General features: G+C 58.1%; 18 protein-coding genes. 5 read left to right on the top strand and 13 right to left on the bottom strand.

All coding sequences use genetic code 11. The features are described 5' to 3' along the window. Nucleotides 1-54: 54 nt before the first annotated feature. Genes ACR0AH_RS15240 through ACR0AH_RS15230 form a run of 3 tightly spaced genes read right to left on the bottom strand, consistent with a single transcriptional unit; the run spans nucleotide 55 to nucleotide 2436 of the window. Nucleotides 55-786, bottom strand: a complete 732-nt coding sequence (locus tag ACR0AH_RS15240) for an amino acid ABC transporter ATP-binding protein (protein ID WP_010437537.1) — start codon at nucleotides 784-786, stop codon at nucleotides 55-57. Next, nucleotides 786-1619 (bottom strand): amino acid ABC transporter permease, encoded by an 834-nt coding sequence (locus ACR0AH_RS15235; protein WP_010437538.1) that lies wholly within the window; start codon nucleotides 1617-1619, stop codon nucleotides 786-788. The genes ACR0AH_RS15240 and ACR0AH_RS15235 overlap by 1 nt, the downstream gene beginning before the upstream one ends. Nucleotide 1620: 1 nt before the next feature. Continuing rightward, a complete protein-coding gene (locus tag ACR0AH_RS15230; protein ID WP_170402438.1) occupies nucleotides 1621-2436 on the bottom strand; it encodes an ABC transporter substrate-binding protein in 816 nt (271 codons plus the stop codon). Between the two features lie 322 nt (nucleotides 2437-2758). On the opposite strand from ACR0AH_RS15230, the gene ACR0AH_RS15225 reads away from it, so the two are divergent. Further along, entirely contained in the window at nucleotides 2759-3319 is a 561-nt protein-coding gene (locus ACR0AH_RS15225) for a CHAP domain-containing protein (RefSeq protein WP_480592564.1), read from the top strand. A gap of 152 nt (nucleotides 3320-3471) precedes the next feature. On the opposite strand, the gene ACR0AH_RS15220 is transcribed toward ACR0AH_RS15225, so the two are convergent. Together ACR0AH_RS15220 and ACR0AH_RS15215 are read right to left on the bottom strand one after the other, a co-directional pair. Then, entirely contained in the window at nucleotides 3472-3957 is a 486-nt protein-coding gene (locus ACR0AH_RS15220) for a RidA family protein (RefSeq protein WP_170392688.1), read from the bottom strand. 199 nt (nucleotides 3958-4156) lie between these two features. Beyond that, on the bottom strand, nucleotides 4157-5548 hold the full coding sequence (locus ACR0AH_RS15215; RefSeq protein WP_170392687.1) for an aminotransferase class III-fold pyridoxal phosphate-dependent enzyme: 1392 nt from the start codon (nucleotides 5546-5548) through the stop codon (nucleotides 4157-4159). A 221-nt stretch (nucleotides 5549-5769) separates the two neighbouring features. Between ACR0AH_RS15215 and ACR0AH_RS15210 the strand changes: the two genes are divergently transcribed. Then, nucleotides 5770-7398 (top strand): acyl-CoA synthetase, encoded by a 1629-nt coding sequence (locus ACR0AH_RS15210; protein WP_480592562.1) that lies wholly within the window; start codon nucleotides 5770-5772, stop codon nucleotides 7396-7398. Here ACR0AH_RS15210 and ACR0AH_RS15205 read toward each other — a convergent pair. The 6 genes from ACR0AH_RS15205 to ACR0AH_RS15180 form a co-directional block, all read right to left on the bottom strand. Beyond that, a complete protein-coding gene (locus ACR0AH_RS15205; RefSeq protein WP_480592560.1) occupies nucleotides 7395-7727 on the bottom strand; it encodes a DOPA 4,5-dioxygenase family protein in 333 nt (110 codons plus the stop codon). The genes ACR0AH_RS15210 and ACR0AH_RS15205 overlap by 4 nt on opposite strands. Before the next feature lie 88 nt (nucleotides 7728-7815). Then, nucleotides 7816-8454 (bottom strand): maleylacetoacetate isomerase, encoded by a 639-nt coding sequence (gene maiA, locus ACR0AH_RS15200; RefSeq protein ID WP_480592558.1) that lies wholly within the window; start codon nucleotides 8452-8454, stop codon nucleotides 7816-7818. A gap of 7 nt (nucleotides 8455-8461) precedes the next feature. Continuing rightward, complete coding sequence (locus tag ACR0AH_RS15195) at nucleotides 8462-9004, bottom strand: VOC family protein (RefSeq protein WP_170392683.1); 543 nt, start codon at nucleotides 9002-9004, stop codon at nucleotides 8462-8464. A 4-nt stretch (nucleotides 9005-9008) separates the two neighbouring features. After that, nucleotides 9009-9206: a DUF2783 domain-containing protein gene (locus ACR0AH_RS15190; RefSeq protein ID WP_170392682.1), complete on the bottom strand. Its 198-nt coding sequence runs from the start codon at nucleotides 9204-9206 to the stop codon at nucleotides 9009-9011. Nucleotides 9207-9211: 5 nt separating this feature from the next. Next, nucleotides 9212-10822, bottom strand: coding sequence for an FAD-dependent oxidoreductase (locus tag ACR0AH_RS15185; RefSeq protein WP_170402424.1), 1611 nt, complete (start codon nucleotides 10820-10822; stop codon nucleotides 9212-9214). Between the two features lie 134 nt (nucleotides 10823-10956). Further along, complete coding sequence (locus tag ACR0AH_RS15180; RefSeq protein WP_480592556.1) at nucleotides 10957-11907, bottom strand: MBL fold metallo-hydrolase; 951 nt, start codon at nucleotides 11905-11907, stop codon at nucleotides 10957-10959. Nucleotides 11908-11959: 52 nt separating this feature from the next. Here ACR0AH_RS15180 and ACR0AH_RS15175 point away from each other — a divergent pair, with 52 nt between their 5' ends. After that, a complete protein-coding gene (locus tag ACR0AH_RS15175) occupies nucleotides 11960-12523 on the top strand; it encodes a DUF2585 domain-containing protein (protein WP_480592554.1) in 564 nt (187 codons plus the stop codon). Between the two features lie 20 nt (nucleotides 12524-12543). Here the strand turns inward: ACR0AH_RS15175 and fahA are convergent, their stop codons facing one another. After that, entirely contained in the window at nucleotides 12544-13803 is a 1260-nt protein-coding gene (fahA, locus tag ACR0AH_RS15170; protein WP_480592552.1) for a fumarylacetoacetase, read from the bottom strand. 22 nt (nucleotides 13804-13825) lie between these two features. Then, nucleotides 13826-14449, bottom strand: coding sequence for a LysE family translocator (locus ACR0AH_RS15165; RefSeq protein WP_480592550.1), 624 nt, complete (start codon nucleotides 14447-14449; stop codon nucleotides 13826-13828). Nucleotides 14450-14514: 65 nt separating this feature from the next. On the opposite strand from ACR0AH_RS15165, the gene ACR0AH_RS15160 reads away from it, so the two are divergent. Beyond that, entirely contained in the window at nucleotides 14515-14967 is a 453-nt protein-coding gene (locus ACR0AH_RS15160; RefSeq protein WP_170392676.1) for a MarR family winged helix-turn-helix transcriptional regulator, read from the top strand. Between the two features lie 62 nt (nucleotides 14968-15029). Beyond that, the gene (locus ACR0AH_RS15155) at nucleotides 15030-16265 is read left to right on the top strand and encodes an adenylate/guanylate cyclase domain-containing protein (protein ID WP_170392675.1); all 1236 of its coding nucleotides are present in this window, start codon (nucleotides 15030-15032) and stop codon (nucleotides 16263-16265) included. The last annotated feature ends 30 nt before the right edge of the window (nucleotides 16266-16295 follow it).

The following is a 16295-nucleotide window of genomic DNA, read 5'->3' as shown; positions in this document are numbered from 1 at the left end:
TCAAAGAGTCGAGTCCTTGAGGGCCAGATCGTCAGGAATTCAGAGCCCGCGCGCTTACTTCAACGCCCGCGCCAAAAAGGCCTGCGTGGTCTGGTGCGAAGGGTGGTCAAACACCGCCTCGGGCGGGCCTTCTTCGATGATCCGTCCGCTGTCGAGGAAACAGATCTTGTCGGCGGCCTCGCGGGCAAAGCCCATTTCATGCGTGGCCATCACCATCGTCATGCCCTGTTTCTTCAGCATCAGCAGAACATCCAGCACCTCGCCCACAAGTTGGGGATCGAGGGCCGAGGTGATTTCATCAAACAGCATGACCTCGGGCTGCATGGCCAAGGCGCGTACGATGGCGACGCGCTGCTGCTGCCCGCCCGACAATTGGTCGGGATAGTTGTGCATCCGGTCGGCCAGTCCGAACCGGGCAAACAGCGCTTCGACCTCGGGCTGCAATTCAGCGCGCGTCAGCCCACGCACCCGGCGGGGCGCGAGCATGACATTCTCAAGCGCGGTCATATGCGGAAACAGGTTGAAGCTCTGGAACACGATCCCGATCCGGGCACGCACCGATTGCGGGTTCAGACCGGGGATTGAGATATCCTCGCCATCCAGAAAGATCGCGCCGTCTTCGATGGGTTCCAGCAGGTTGATACAACGCAGCAGAGTCGACTTGCCCGACCCGGATGCGCCGATCAAGCAAACCATTTGGCCCTCATCAACGGTGAGATTAATCCCGTCACAGACCGTGCGGTCGCCAAAGCGTTTCACCACGCCCTGAAGTTCCAGTTTGGGCATCAGCGCCTCTCTCGCATTTGGCGGGCCATCAGGTGATCGGCGTAGCGTGTGGCGGGGATGGTGACGATCAGGAAGATGATCGCCGCGCCCACATAGGGAGTGAAATTCGCCAGCAGCGACTTGAACACTCCGGCCTGACGGAAGATTTCGACCGGGCCGATGAAGCTGAGCAGAGAGACATCCTTTTGCAGCGCAATCAGCATGTTCATCTGTGAGGGCACCACGTTGCGGATCGCCTGCGGCAACACCACGTCGCGCATCACCTGCCGTTCCGACAAACCCAGCGATAATGCGGCGGCGCGCTGGCTGTGGTGGACGCTGTCGATGCCCGAGCGGAAGATTTCAGCCACATAGGCCGAATAGGTCAGGATCAGCGCCAGCGAACCCCAGATATAAGGTGAATTCCACGGGCGCGGCAGGCCCAGCCCCGGAATACCGAAGCCGATCAGATAGACCGTCAGGATCACAGGCACGCCGCGGAAAATGTCGGTGAACGCCGCGCCAAAGATGCGCAGCGGAAACAGGGCGGGCGATTTGGCATCCCGCGCCAAGGCAATCAACAGGCCAAGCACGGCGATCGCCGGTGCGGACCACAAAAAGATCATCACGTTGATCCGAAACGCCTCAAGCAGTTTCGGGAAGGTTTTGACAAGCGTCTCGCCGTTAAAAAAGCTCTGCTGAACCTTCGACCAGCCCGGAGCCAGCGGCACCAGAAAGTAGATCGCGGCCACAACAGTGACCGTGCTAATCGTGGCGATCACCAACGACCTGCGTCGTTGGTGCGCCTCGTACCGTTCGCGGCGGGTCATCCCCGCCGCCTTATGATCTGCCATGTTACTTGATCAGAGGGACACCAGTGGTGTCCTGCAGCCATACGGCCTCGATCTCGGCCAGTTTGCCGTTAGCTGCCAGTGCCGCCAGCGCCTCGTCCACGCAGGCTTTCAGCGGGTTGCCTTCTTCCATCAACATGCCGAAATGATCCGGATTATCATTTTCATCCGCCGGGAACTGACCGATGACTTTTGAGCCTTCGATCATCACCGCGCTGAGGAACAGGGCGGTGGGCAGATCGAACAGGGCCGCATCAATCTGGTTGGCCGACATGGCGGCGTTAACGTCAGCATTGTCGCCATACAGCAACGGGTCGCTGTCGGGTTGGATGATGCTGGCCAGTTTCGGCACCGCCGTGGTCGAGCCGACGGCCCCCCATTGCAGGCCTTTCAGCGCTTCAAGCGTCGGGGCAGTGTCGGTCGAATTGGGGCTGACCAGAACTGCCATCGGGGCGGTGTAGTAAGGGGTAGAGAAATCGACCACCTGATCCCGTTCAGGCGTGATCGAATATTGCTGCATGTTGACGTCAAATTCCTTGGCGCCGGGCTGGATCGCCTCGTCGAAGGACGAGCGGACCCAAACGACATCATCAGCTGCGAACCCCATTTCTTCAGCCACGGCATAAGCAACGGCTGCCTCGAACCCTTCGCCGCTTTCTGGCGCGTCGTCGATCACCCACGGATAGTAGGCCGGGTTGCCTGTTGCGATGGTGAATTTGCCGTCTGTCAGCGTTTTGCCAGCAGCGCATTGTTCTTGCGCATAGGCCGCTGTTGACAAAAACAGAATTGAAGTTGCCGCGATCGAGAGTGTCTTGGACATCCGATACAAACCTCCTGTTGGATTGGGTTGCGGTCAAAGTAATTCTGCCTAACCCGACTGTCCAGCGGATGCTTGATCGTCGACCTGCGGGACGGGTTGGCGTTCATGTGTCCGATGACATTGTGCCGGTCTCTTCGCCTGCCATGAATCCCAGGGACGGCACAGGGAGGAAACCTGTTGCATAAGTGACCGCACGCTCGGCCAACGGCCGGAATGCGGCGCAGGAACTGGCAATATTCTGCCGGGGAACAGTTGGGCTCTTTTCTTTTTCCTAAAGATATTATTAAAACTGCTTCACCACTCAAACCGGCAAAGAACCTTCTTGCAGTACAACGCACGCAATACCGATACGATCTGGTCGCGCCTGCCCGGCGTCGCGCGAATTGCCGTTGTTTTGGGACTTTTCAGTCTGATCTCGGCCTGTGCCAAGAATCCGAATGAGGTGGACTTGGATCCCGAACGTCAGGCCATGGCGTTGCAAGAGGTCTCAAGAAAACATGCGCTGGGACAAAGGGTGTGGTGCGTGCCCTACGCACGCAACCTCAGCGGCATCAAAATTCGTGGCAACGCCAAGGATTGGTGGGGCAAGGCCCGCAATGGGTTTGACCGGGGTAATGAACCGGAGGTCGGTGCGGTGATGTCGTTTCGGGCCACCAGAGGGATGCCCCTGGGACATGTGGCTGTCGTGTCCGATATTGTCACCGAGCGGGAAGTCATTGTGAACCACGCAAACTGGCTCCGGGATAAGGTGTCATTGCAGATGGGCGTGAGGGACGTGTCCAAAAACAATGATTGGACGCTTGTCCGGGTTGAAAGCCGGCCGGGCAGGTACGGCAGTTCGTACCCGGTGAACGGGTTTATCTATCCGAATTTTGGTGAGTAATCTAAGCTCTCCGCGCCCCCGCCGGTAGCTGGTACGGTGAAGCCGAGCGTCCGACGTGCCGCTGTCATCCGGGCGCGTGTGTTCGGTGGCGGGTATGTTTACTTTGACACATGATCAATGACTGCAGGGCGGACTAAGCCGTGGCAGGCCTGTCAGGCAGAGATCATGACTTCGCCCTCAATTTCCATTGCGAAACCGAGCGGTAGTCCAGACACACCGATAGCAGAACGCGCATGGCGACCGATGTCTGGGCCGAACACCTCAATTATCAAATCGCTAAAGCCATTTACCACAACATGTTGATCCGAGTATCCGGGCGCAGATGTCACCATACCAAAGACGCGGACCCATCCAACAATTCTTGATAGCTCGCCTATTTCTGCTTTCAGGTTAGCCAGTACCGTTAGTGCCACTTCGCGGGCCTCAGCATACGCTTGATCCGTAGTAATTTCGGCTCCGACAACTCCAAAGGGCCCGGCCAGACTACCATCCATTGCGTTTTTTGGGTGACCAGAGAAAAAGGCTCGGTCACCTCTGACATTAACAAATTCGAAGGGTATGTGCAGGCCATCCGGTAACTTGGTAGGCGCAGGTAATTTCAAGCCCAATTCTTCAAGCCTGCTTTCTGGCGTCGACATAGTAATCCCTCCAACTAGTGCATGGGCTGCAAGCTAGGCGGAAAGAAAACCAATGTCATCTTCGGGCTCGTTCCTGCAATTTGAATGTAAACTGAGTATCCTTGGCATCAGCTAATACGCTTGGATGGTGTCCACATAAAAAGAAACCCGCCAAAAGCTGGCGGGTTTCATCTGTTTTAGCAATACTACAGTGGTCGGATCAGCCGAACACACGTCCCAGCGCGCCGTCGACGGCGTCGGTGATCTGGTCGATATCGTCCGCTGTTGCAATCAGCGCTGGCGAGAAGCACAGCGTGTTGTTGCGGCTGGGGATCGAGCGGTTGGTGGCACCGATGATGACGCCCTGCGCCATACAATCTGCGACAACGGCCTGAACGCGCTTTTCGTCCATCGGATCCTTGGTGGTCCGATCGGTTACCAGCTCGGCGCCAAGGAACAGGCCCTTGCCGCGCACGTCGCCGATGACTTTGTGCTTTTCCATCAGCGCCTGCAGGTTGCCCATCATGCGATCACCCATGTCCACGCAGTTCTGCAGCAGGTTTTCATCCTGAATGATGCGCATGTTTTCAACCGCTGCCGCCGGACCGGCAGTGCAGCCGCCAAAGGTCGAGATATCACGGAAATAGTTCATCGGGTCTGCCGCGTCGTCTTTGAACATGTCAAAGACTTCCTCGGTGGTGACCATGCAGGCGATCGCGGCATAACCCGAGGCAACGCCCTTGGCCATGGTCACGAAGTCCGGCTTGATGCCGTATTGCTGATAGCCGAACCAGGTGCCGGTCCGACCTACGCCGCAGACAACCTCGTCAATGTGCAGCAGGATGTCGTATTTCTTGCAGATCTCCTGCACGCGGGGCCAATAGCCTTCAGGCGCTTCGATGACGCCACCGCCTGCGGTCACGGGCTCAAGGCACAGGGCACCAACAGTGTCAGGGCCTTCGCGCAGGATGACCTCTTCGATCTGATCTGCAGCCCATTCGCCAAAGTTCTCTTCCGGTGCGCCGTCCAGCTCGTGCTTGCGGTATTCCATGCAGTGAGGCACGCGCACGAAATCGGGTGCAAAGGGACCGTATTGTGCGGTGCGCTCGTCCTGACCACCTGCCGACATGGTCGCCAGGGTGGAGCCGTGATAGTCGCGGTCGCGATACAGGATCTTGGTTTTCTTGCCGCCATATTTCTTGTGCGCGATCTGGCGGATCATCTTGAACGCCTTCTCGTTCGCCTCAGAACCTGAATTGGTGTAGTACACGCGGCTCATGCCCGGCATCTTGTCGATCAGCATTTCCGCGAAATTCGAACCGGGGATCGAGCCTGCGGTGTTGGCGAAGTAGCACAGCTTCATCAGCTGGTCATAAACCGCCTTACAGATAGATTCGCGGCCATAGCCCACGTTCACGGTCCAGACACCGCCTGATACGGCATCCAGGTGCTCTTTGCCCTTTTGGTCCCACACGCGCATGCCTTTGCCTTCGACAATGATACGGGGATCGTTGGTCTCAAACGGCTTGTGCTGGATCAGGTGATGCCAGAGGTGGGCGCGGTCGGCTTCGACGACGCGGGAAAGATCGTTTTCGTTGAACGTGCCGTCCATGACATGTCCTTTCAAAAGTGGGGCGCGCGGGGAATCAGTAGGTCCCGGCGGGCACAAAGTGACGTGATACTGCAGATCAACGCGAATGGTGCGCGTGAAGTAGGGCCAGATTAGCCCATAGGATATCTCCAGTGTAGCTCAAACGCGTATTAATACGGGTTTGTTATGACGTAAACTTTGTGCTCAATACGACAATCTGACGAGTTTGGGAGGATCGCCGGATGACAGCCACACCTATCTACCAGCAACATCTGGATAAAACCCCGGCGAATTTCACGCCGTTGTCTCCGCTGAGCTATCTTGAGCGGACGGCGGCAGTGTATCCGGATTACCCATCCGTTGTGTATTGCGAGCGCCGGTATAGCTGGGCAGAAACCTATGCGCGGAGCCGACGTCTGGCCAGCGCGCTGACTACGCGTGGCGTAGGCGTGGGCGATACAGTCTCGATCATCGCGGCCAATATCCCCGAGCTGTATGAGGCGCATTTTGGCGCGCCCATGGCAGGGGCGGTGCTGAACGCGATCAACACGAGGCTAGATGCGCCGATCATCGCCTTCATTCTGAACCATGCCGAAGCCAAGGTTCTGCTGGTCGATCCCGAGTTTTCAGGCGTCGTGAAACAGGCGTTAGCGCAGGTGGATCACAACATTCTGGTGATCGACATCGAAGACGCCAGTTTTGACGGTGGCGAGCGATTGGGAGATCTGACCTATGAGGGTCTGCTGGCCGAGGGTGATCCAGAGTTCGACTGGTCTTTGCCCGCAGATGAATGGGATGCGATCACGCTGAACTATACTTCGGGCACCACCGGCAACCCCAAAGGTGTAGTCTATCACCACCGCGGCGCGGCGCTGAATGCAACGTCGAACATTCTGACATGGGGGATGCCGCAGCATTCGGTCTATCTGTGGACCTTGCCGATGTTCCACTGCAACGGCTGGTGTTTCCCGTGGACGATGGCGGCCAATGCGGGCACCTCCGTCTGCCTGCGCGCCGTACGGGACGAACCGATCTATCGCGCCTTCCGAGAAGAGGGCGTAACTCATTTCTGCGGCGCGCCGATCGTGCTGAACATGCTGGCCAATGCACCGGATCACCTCAAGGATTTCACGCAGCAGATTAAGGCGATGACCGCTGGCGCTCCACCGCCGGCCAAGGTGATCGAAGCGATGGAAGGGATGGGTGTCGAGGTGACCCATGTCTATGGGTTGACCGAGACTTATGGTCCATCCGTCGTCTGCGCGTGGAAGGACGAATGGAACGACAAGGGTGCAGAAGACCGCGCCGCGCTCAAGGTGCGTCAGGGTGTGAAATACGTGGCATTGTCTGGCTTGATGGTCGCAGACCCGGAAACCATGGAGCCTGTTCCTTCGGATGGCGAAACCATGGGTGAGATATTCATGCAGGGCAACATTGTCATGAAGGGCTATCTCAAGAACGCCGAGGCGACCGACAAAGCCTTCAAAGGCGGGTGGTTTGCCTCGGGCGATCTGGGCGTGATGCATGCGGATGGCTATATCGCGCTGAAGGATAGGTCCAAGGACATCATCATCTCGGGCGGTGAGAACATCTCGTCGGTCGAGGTCGAAGATACGCTGTATAAACACCCGGCTGTGATGGAGGCGGCGGTGGTGGCCCGCCCGGATGAGAAATGGGGCGAAACGCCATGTGCGTTTGTGGAATTGAAGCCTCAGGCAGAGGCGAATGAGGCTGAGATCATCGCTTTCTGCCGGGATCATATGGCCCATTTCAAAGCCCCCAAGACGATTGTCTTCGGGGCGTTGCCGAAAACGTCGACGGGGAAGATTCAGAAGTTCATCTTGCGCGATCGCGCGCGTGAGCTGGGTTAATCAAAGATCGACAGATCAAGCTCCAGCATCTCACCCATCCAAATGGCGCGATCCCGATGATCGGCCAAGTGATCGCCGGTTTCTGGATGGGTAAAGATGGTCAGCCCTTGCCGGTTTAGGATCAGCCAGGGAAAGACCTGATCAAAGGCTTCGGCGGGAAAGCCCAGCTGGCAACTCCAACGCGGATGAGGGCCAACGTTGCGCGCATGCATGCGGCCCATCTGCACGGTGGGAAACAGGCGCGCGGCCTCTTCACAGACCTGCTGTGCCGTATCCTGCGTGTCGGCGTCAAAATAGACATGGGCGTGGTAGCCGGTGATCTCGGGCATGGGGGTCTCCGTCTGTCGTTACACAGAAACCTAAGGACGGCGCGAGGATTTGTGCACCCGCACCGCCACACAGACTCTGTGCGCCGGTTCAGAGCGGAGCATGCAGGTCGGGATGGGCTGCGGCAAAGGCCGAATGCTCGGCGCAGACGGCCTCGACTGCTGTCAGGCGCGGCATGTCGGATAGATCAACTTCCCACCGGCGCGCATTATAAAGCTGCGGGATCAGGCAGATATCGGCCAGACCGGGGGTGTCGCCGGTACAGAACGGGGATTGATCAAAGCCGCCCAGCAGCGATTCAAACGCGAGCAGACCCGGTCGGATGAAGTGACGCATCCAGTCGCCGGGCATGTCGCCTGCACCATTACTAAGCGCGGTGGCATGTTTGGCAACCGACAGGTTGCAGACCGGATGGATATCCACCGCGATACTGTGCGCCAATGCCCGCGCCGCGGCTCGCTTGGCCGGATCGGTTGGCAGCAGACCCAGTTCGCGGGTCTCATCCAGATAATCGAGGATCGCCAGCGATTGGGTCAATCGAACCCCATCGATATCCAGCACCGGGACCAGACCTTGCGGGTTGCGGTCCAAATGATCCGGGGCGCGATGCGCCCCGTTCACCAGATCCACGACGACCGGGCGGTAGGTGATCCCAGCCAGATTCAGTGCAATCCGCACCCGGTAACTGGCGGACGAACGCCAGTAATCAAACAGAACCACTTCGGACATACGATGGTTAGCCTTTGCTTAGTTCCTTGGCATGCAGCCAGTCGGCATGCTGAGGGGCTCGTTTGGTGCGCGACCATTCTTCGAGCATATCCCATTTGACCGAATCCAGCCGGGCCAGCATGGCCTCTTCCTCGGGGTCGGGGCAAGCCAGTTCCACCCGGTGACCGTTCGGATCGAAGAAATAGATCGAATGAAAGATCGAATGATCCGTGACACCCAGAACCTCGACGCCGTTGGCTTCGAGATGGTCCTTGAATGCGATCAGCTCATCACGGTCCTTCACCTTGAATGCGATGTGCTGCACCCAAATCGGCGTGTTGGGATCGCGCCCCATTTCCGGCTTGGTAGGCAGCTCAAAAAACGCCAGCACATTGCCATTTCCGGCATCCAGAAACAGGTGCATGTAGGGATCAGGTTCATGGGTGGAGGGCACATGGTCTTCGGCAATCGCCAGAATGAAATCCATGTTCAGCATCTTGCCATACCATTCAACGGTCTCTTTCGCGTCCTTGCAGCGATAGGCGACGTGGTGAATCTGTTCGATTTTCATGGGCTTACTCCTGTTTCAGGGCTGCGGCGTCCAACGCCTGCTTCAGCACCGCGTTGTCGCCGATGTGGTTTGCCAGAACCAGCACAAGGCGCGCGTTGAACGCATCGCTTTCGGCTTTCTCAAGCCCTTCATGGGCGGCCACCAGATCGGCATAGAAATCGTCTGCCTGGGTCAGATTGGATGAGAGGATCAGATCAGCCATGTCGCTTACTCCTTGCCTGTGGCGCGGCGCACCGCGTGCCGGAATGCATTTTCTTCGTAGGTGTCGCGGCGGGCGGCCACGTGCTGATCGGGACGGATCAGATAGACCGCTCCGCTGGCATCGCCCAGATAGCGGCGCTTCAGCGTCAGGGTCGGGTCGTCTTTGACCGAGAGTGCCAGGCGTTTGACGATGATGCCATCGACCTCGATCTCATCTGGTGCATCGGCGTCGATGGTCAGCAGCGTGAACTGTCCAGCCAGTTTAGGCAGTAGAAAGCCATCACCCAAAGGCGCATCGGGACAGGACGCTCCGGGACGCGTCTGCGTCGGCCCGTTCAACGCATCCGCCGAATTCAGCGACGAGCCGTCATAGACGCAAGGTACGCTCAGGCGGCCAGAATTCACCATCGGGCGGGCGAAGTCATAGTGCTCGCTCAAGTCCAGCACCGCGTCGCGCAGGATGCGGGACATCTGCGATTTCGGGGTGATGAAATCGGTCGAGCGGGTCGAGTTCAGGATGTTTTCGTCCGCACCGTGAATGCGTTCCTGATCGTAGCTGTCCAGCAAAGATTCAGGTGCGCTGCCATCGATCACCAGTTTCAGTTTCCAGCACAGGTTGTCGGTATCCTGCACGCCCGAGTTTGCGCCCCGTGCGCCAAACGGGCTGACCTGATGGGCACTGTCACCGGCAAAGATCACGCGGCCATGGCGGAATTGCTCCATCCGGCGGCACTGGAAGGTGTAGATGCTGACCCATTCCAGCTCGAAATTTACCTCCTCGCCCAGCATGGCCTTGAGGCGCGGGATCACGTTTTCCGGGCGCTTTTCGCGTTCCTTGTCGATATCCCATCCCAGCTGCAGATCGATGCGCCAGACGCCATCGGGTTGTTTATGCAGCAACGCAGATTGGCCTTTGTTGAAGGGCGGATCGAACCAGAACCAGCGTTCCGAAGGGAAATCGGCCTCCATGATCACATCAGCGATCAGGAAGTTGTCTTCGAACACGCGGCCCACAAAATCCTTACCCATCATGGCGCGCATGGGTGAGCCCGCGCCGTCGCAGGCGATGACCCAATCGGCCTCGATGGTGTACGAACCCTCGGGCGTTTCGACCTCAAGCTTAACGTGATCGGGATGGGTGCCCACCGCTTCGACTTTGTTGCGGCCCCGGATTTCGATCGGTGCGCCCTGCGCTTGCAATTCGCGGACTCGGTCGACCAGAAACTGCTCGAAATAGTATTGCTGCAGGTTGATGAAGGCCGGGCGCTGATCGCCGCTGTCGGGCTGCAGGTCGAACTCGTAAACCTGACGTTCGTCGAAGAACACTTTGCCCTTGTTCCAAAGAACGCCCTTGTCCACCATCGGCTGCCCGCAACCCAGTCGGTCGAGGATTTCCAGCGGGCGCTTGGCAAAACAGATGGCGCGGCTGCCAAAGCTGACCTTGTCGTTGTCGTCCAGCACCAGCACCTCAACCCCTTGCTGGGCCAGATCGATGGCGGCGGCCAGACCCACCGGACCGGCCCCAACAACGATGACCTTGTGACGCACGGGCGCTGGCGCGGATTGATCCGGGCTGGCCTCGTAGGCATAAAGTGGAACTTCGAAAATCTTGTTCACGGTCTCTCTCCCAGTTCTGGTGCAGCGGGCACAACTCATCTGTTCTCCGGCGGGATAGCGCCGGAGGGTTGGTCTTAGCGTTTCACTGTCAAATCCGGGCCGCCACGATCTGGATCAAATCCGGCCCGGAATTCTTAGCCCTGCAGGGCCTCCCACATCTCCAGATCGCGCTGGGCGGTCCAGATCCGGGGCGTGTCGATGCCGCGGGCCTCGTCATAGGCGCGGGCAACATTGAAGGGCAGGCAGTGTTCGTAGATCGCATAGTCAGCGAATTTTGGGTCGCATTCTGCGCGCACGGCGTCCCAGGCTTCTTTCAGCGAACCGCCACGCGCCGCGACCTTTGCTGCCGGGCGGTAGGTGCTTTCCACGAAACCGCGGGTGTTTTCGATGGCCGCGTTGACCATGTCTTTACCGATCAGAGCGTCGCCGCGCCCCGGCGCGATAGCGTCTACGTCGAACCACTTGATTTCGTCCAGCGTATCTCCCCAGTCGCTGAAATGCCCATCGCCGCAGTAGCAGGCCGAATGGTATTCGACGATGTCACCGGTGAACATGACATTCTGATCGGGCACGTGGATGACGATATCGCCAGCGGTATGCGCACGGCCCAGATGCATCAGGTCGATCCGGCGGTTGCCCAGATAAACCGTCATTGTGTCGCTGAAGGTGGTGGTGGGCCATGTGAGGCCGGGGATGCTTTCGTGTCCTTCAAAGAGACGCGGGAAGCGTTGGAATTCGCTGTCCCAGTCTTCCTGACCGCGTTCAACCACCATGGCGCGCGCCATATCCGACATCAGGATCTGTTGCGCACCAAAGGCGCTCGCGCCCAGCACGCGTACTGCGTGGTAATGGGTCAGCGCCACATGGGTGATCGGCTTGTCAGTCACCGACCGCACGCATTCGATCACCTTGTTGGCCAGACGCGGGGTCGCCTGCGCCTCGACAATCATCACGCTGTCATCGCCGATGATCACGCCCGAGTTCGGGTCGCCTTCGGCGGTGAAGGCATAGAGCCCTTCGCCCACCTCGGTGAACGAGATTTTCTTTTCCGACATGTCCCCCTGGGACGCAAATGCCTTGGCCATATCAGTGATTTCCCTTCTGGACAGCGACTGGCTTTGATGATGTTGTCGCCATATGTTTGAACGTCGATTTTTGCCTTATTGGGCAACCGCTTGTGTTGTCATTGCCTGCGCCATCATCCTGCTGTGGATGGGCCGCGAACCGATTTGCAAATGCGGTTATGTCAAGCTGTGGCATGGTGAAACCTTCAGTTCCGAAAGCTCGCAGCATCTGACCGATTGGTACACGCCCAGCCACATCATTCATGGCTTTCTGTTTTACGGTCTTCTGTGGCTGGTGGCGCGCCGCCTTACCGTTGGCTGGCGGTTGTTCATCGCCACCTTGATAGAAGTCGCGTGGGAGATTTCCGAGAACACCAATGCCGTGATCGAACATTACCGCGCGGTCACGATCTCGCTGGATTACTACGGCGACAGTGTCGTCAACTCGATCGCCGATATTGGCGCGATGATGCTGGGGTTCTGGTTGGCGCGTCGCCTGCCGATCTGGATGACGGTCACCATTGCGCTGGGATTCGAGATCCTGACCACCACGCTGATCCGCGATGGTCTGACGCTGAACGTGCTGATGCTGCTTTATCCCATCGAGGCCGTTAAGGACTGGCAGAGCGCGCTCTGAATATGCGGACTGGACCTGCATCAATCTCTGGCGAATGGATTTTCGAGTGCGGGCAGCACAGTGCCGGTGCAATCGCCGAACCCGATGGAATAGCCGTCGCCCTTGGCTGCGCCGGTCAGGGTCAGCGTGTCGCCGTTCTCGATGAAGGTGCGGGTCTCGCCTGTGTCCAGCGTCAGCGGCTCTTTCCCGCCCCAGCTGAGTTCCAGAAGTGATCCGCGCTCTGGCTTGTTCGGTCCCGAAATGGTGCCGGACCCCAACAGGTCGCCCGTGTTCATCGGACACCCAGACGTCGAGTGATGCGCCAACTGCTGCGCCGCCGAGTAGTACATCTCGCGATAATTGGTCCGTGCGATGGTCGTGGCGTCTTTATTCTCGGGCGCCATCGTCACGGCCAAATCGATGTCATAGAGCATCGGGCCGCAATCCTTCAGGTGGTCCAGCAGGGCAAACTCACGGTCGGGCGTATCGCAGCGGAACGGTTCCAGCGCCGCTTTGGTCACGATCCAGGGGCTGATCGAGGTCGCGGTCGCCTTGGCCTGAAATGGCCCCAGCGGCTGGTATTCCCAGGCCTGAATATCGCGTGCGGACCAGTCGTTTAGCAGGACATAGCCAAAGATGTTGTCATCGGCTTCCTGCACTGAAATTGGGCCGTCAGACGGTGTGCCCACGATTGCACCCATCTCTAGTTCGATATCAAATCGACGGCTGGGCAGGAAAGCAGGCAGGTCCTGATCGGGCGATTTCAACTGACCCCAGGGGCGACGGATATCCGTGCCTGAAACGACAACAGACGACGCGCGGCCGTTATAGCCGATGGGGATGTGCAGCCAGTTCGGCGGCAACGCGTTTTCCGGGCCGCGGAACATGGTGCCCACGTTCTGGGCATGGTGGCGGCCCGCGTAGAAATCGGTGTACTCGCTGACGGCAAAGGGCATGTGCATCTCGGCCTCGTCCTGCGGGATCAGCAGACCTTCAATCTTGTGCTGTTCGTCCGAATCTTCAGCCAATAGCGTAGATAGGCGGTCGCGCAATGCAGCCCATACGGCAGGGCCTTCTTCCATCAGCGGATTCCAGAAGGGCAGATCGAACAGCGGCTCATCCGATAGCGTGATTAATCCATCAGCTTCGGCAGCAGTCACGTCGAAGATCATGTCTCCGATGGCGACGCCGCAGCGGGGCTCGGTGGATTCGGTCGAGAACACGCCATAAGGCAGGTTGTTCAGCGGGAAGGGGTGGTCGGCGGAATTGGCCGATGCGACCCAGGATTTCTTCAAAGGCATATTGCGTCCTTATGTCTTTCGGTTACGAGGCGGCGCGCAGGGATTTGAAGCCCAGCAGGACTGCCGCCAATATCATGAAGCTGCCACCGATCCGGTCGAGCCAAAGCCTTGCCGGCCCCTGCAGGCGCCGGGCCAGCCAACTGGCAGTGGAGCCATAGGCCATCAGAAACAACCCGTCTATGATCAGATATGTGGCCGAGAGGATGGCGAATTGCGGCCAGAATGGCAGCGCGCCATCGATGAACAGCGGAAACAGAGCGGCGAAGAACACCACCGCCTTGGGATTCGCGGCAGAGGTGATGAAGCCCTGCATCCAGAGCGCCTTGCGGCTGGCACGTGGCGCATCGTTGGTTTCGGCAACACGTGCCGTCACGATTTGCTTGACGCCGAGATAGATCAGATAGGTCACGCCCAACCACTTGATCACGGTAAAGGCGGTCCCGGACGTGGCGATCAGGGCAGCCAGACCCAGACCGGCGGCCAACATTTGAAAGAAATTGGCCGTCAAATCACCCGCAGCGGTAAAAAAACCTCGCCGCAGCCCATTGGTTGCCGAGTTCGACAGCATCAGCAACTGGCTTGGCCCCGGTGTGCTCATCAGCAACAACACCGTCGCCACATAGGTGATCCAGATATCAAAACTCATCTCGTCTCCGGTGATCCTTCAACTTGTCACTTGTCGAATAATAGTTGATTTTGTAACTAACAAGGATGACCCAGCCTAAAAATGACCAAAAAGATGAGTTTGATTTGCGAAATTTCCTGCCGTTCCTGTTGAATCAGGCGGCCGAGGAAAGTTCGCTTGAGTTTCAGCGCGTTTACAAGGATCGCTACGGAATGCTGCGCACCGAATGGAGGGTGCTGTTTCATCTGGGCAATCATGGTGAGATGACCGCACGCGACATTGTTGAGCGTGCCAAAATCCACAAAACCAAGGTCAGCCGAGCGGTCAGCCGATTGCAACAGCGCCGATATTTGCAAAGGTTGCGGGATGAAAATGACCGGCGGGTTGAGCGGCTATCGCTGACCTCGGCTGGCCAGAAGGTTTATCGTGAGCTAAGCGGTATCGCGCAGGATTATGATCAGAAACTGGCATCGCGTTTCACCACGGGTGAGGCCGCCTTGCTGCGCATGATGCTGCGACGTCTGGCGGGAATGGATTAGGGTACTGGTAATCCGGTACAGCTGCCCCCAGATCAACGTCATAACGGACACAGGAACGACACATGACAGCGCCGGATTCCCCAACGGCAAAATCCCATGATCTGATAGATTGGTTGGTGACCCGCGGCCTGGAAGGGGCCGACAAACAAGAACTTTTGGACGGGTATTGCACCCGTTTGGTTGATCTTGGTGTGCCCTTGATGCGCTTTCATGCGGCGCAACCGGCCTTGCATCCCGTCTATGGCGGAACGGGCTATAGCTGGTACCGCAGCAAAGGAAGTAATCTGGAAACCTTCGAGTATTCCGAAGAGCCCAGTGAAGTTTGGACACAAAGTCCGCTATATGCCGTATTGCACGAAGATATCGATGCTATCCGTGAACGGCTGGTCGACCAGAACGAACCCAGCCGCTTTCCTCTGCTAAACGAGTTGCGGGAAAACGGAGCCACGGACTATTACGCGACTGGCATCAGCTTTGATGTGCCGGCTCAACGCAACCCCTATGATGCGAAAGAGGCAATCGACGGCGTCTTGATGTCCTGGTCCAGCAATGCGCCGGAAGGATTCTGCGACGATGATCTGGACGTGATCAATACGGCGTTACCGCATCTGGGGTTGGCTCTGAAGTCAGCCTCGAACGCGCGGGTGTCGAAAGATTTGATGCGGGTTTATCTGGGGCGCGATGCCGGTCGTCGGGTCTTGTCCGGTGAAATCCGTCGCGGGTCACTGCAGCAGATCGATGCGGTGATCTGGAACTTCGATCTGGAAGGGTTCACCAGCCTGTCAGAAGAGATGCCAGGGATCGAAGTTATAGATATGCTGAATGACTACCTGGGTGTGGTGGTCGATGTTGTTCATCAATGCGAAGGCAACATCCTGAAGTTCATGGGCGACGGTGTCATGGCGATGTTTGATGTCGGCGAGATCGATGCCGATGCCCGCGCCGCGCTGGCTGCGGCGACCATGCTGCAAGAGCGCATGGCCGAATTGAACACTCAGCGGAGTTCACGGGGGCAACCGGTTTCGAACTATACGCTGGCATTGCACTCTGGTGAGATCCTCTATGGAAACATCGGCTCCGAAAGTCGGCTGGATTTCACGGTAATTGGTCCGGCGGTCAACCAGACTTCGAGAATCGCGGGAATGCACAGGTCACTGGGGCAGCGCATCCTGATTTCCGACGATGTAGCCCGCGCGGCCCATCCCTGCGATCAGGATCTGATCTCGGTCGGTCGCTATATGTTGCGGGGCGTGGCAGAGCCGAAAGAGCTGTTTACGATTTACAGAACGGCGGGCTAACCGATCACTGACACCCGTGCCAACGCGTGC

Source organism: Ruegeria sp. AM5 (genome assembly GCF_056540645.1).
Note: the sequence above shows the minus strand (reverse complement) of the source record. Positions and strands in the feature narration are given on the sequence as shown.

Excerpts from the sequence above, each read along its gene's own strand:
- ACR0AH_RS15240 (WP_010437537.1), bottom strand. The coding sequence starts at position 786 with ATGCCCAAACTGGAACTTCAGGGCGTGGTGAAACGCTTTGGCGACCGC.
- ACR0AH_RS15235 (WP_010437538.1), bottom strand. The coding sequence starts at position 1,619 with ATGGCAGATCATAAGGCGGCGGGGATGACCCGCCGCGAACGGTACGAG.
- ACR0AH_RS15230 (WP_170402438.1), bottom strand. The coding sequence starts at position 2,436 with ATGTCCAAGACACTCTCGATCGCGGCAACTTCAATTCTGTTTTTGTCA.
- ACR0AH_RS15220 (WP_170392688.1), bottom strand. The coding sequence starts at position 3,957 with ATGTCGACGCCAGAAAGCAGGCTTGAAGAATTGGGCTTGAAATTACCT.
- ACR0AH_RS15215 (WP_170392687.1), bottom strand. The coding sequence starts at position 5,548 with ATGGACGGCACGTTCAACGAAAACGATCTTTCCCGCGTCGTCGAAGCC.
- ACR0AH_RS15210 (WP_480592562.1), top strand. The coding sequence starts at position 5,770 with ATGACAGCCACACCTATCTACCAGCAACATCTGGATAAAACCCCGGCG.
- ACR0AH_RS15205 (WP_480592560.1), bottom strand. The coding sequence starts at position 7,727 with ATGCCCGAGATCACCGGCTACCACGCCCATGTCTATTTTGACGCCGAC.
- maiA (WP_480592558.1), bottom strand. The coding sequence starts at position 8,454 with ATGTCCGAAGTGGTTCTGTTTGATTACTGGCGTTCGTCCGCCAGTTAC.
- ACR0AH_RS15195 (WP_170392683.1), bottom strand. The coding sequence starts at position 9,004 with ATGAAAATCGAACAGATTCACCACGTCGCCTATCGCTGCAAGGACGCG.
- ACR0AH_RS15190 (WP_170392682.1), bottom strand. The coding sequence starts at position 9,206 with ATGGCTGATCTGATCCTCTCATCCAATCTGACCCAGGCAGACGATTTC.
- ACR0AH_RS15180 (WP_480592556.1), bottom strand. The coding sequence starts at position 11,907 with ATGGCCAAGGCATTTGCGTCCCAGGGGGACATGTCGGAAAAGAAAATC.
- ACR0AH_RS15175 (WP_480592554.1), top strand. The coding sequence starts at position 11,960 with ATGTTTGAACGTCGATTTTTGCCTTATTGGGCAACCGCTTGTGTTGTC.
- fahA (WP_480592552.1), bottom strand. The coding sequence starts at position 13,803 with ATGCCTTTGAAGAAATCCTGGGTCGCATCGGCCAATTCCGCCGACCAC.
- ACR0AH_RS15165 (WP_480592550.1), bottom strand. The coding sequence starts at position 14,449 with ATGAGTTTTGATATCTGGATCACCTATGTGGCGACGGTGTTGTTGCTG.
- ACR0AH_RS15160 (WP_170392676.1), top strand. The coding sequence starts at position 14,515 with ATGACCCAGCCTAAAAATGACCAAAAAGATGAGTTTGATTTGCGAAAT.
- ACR0AH_RS15155 (WP_170392675.1), top strand. The coding sequence starts at position 15,030 with ATGACAGCGCCGGATTCCCCAACGGCAAAATCCCATGATCTGATAGAT.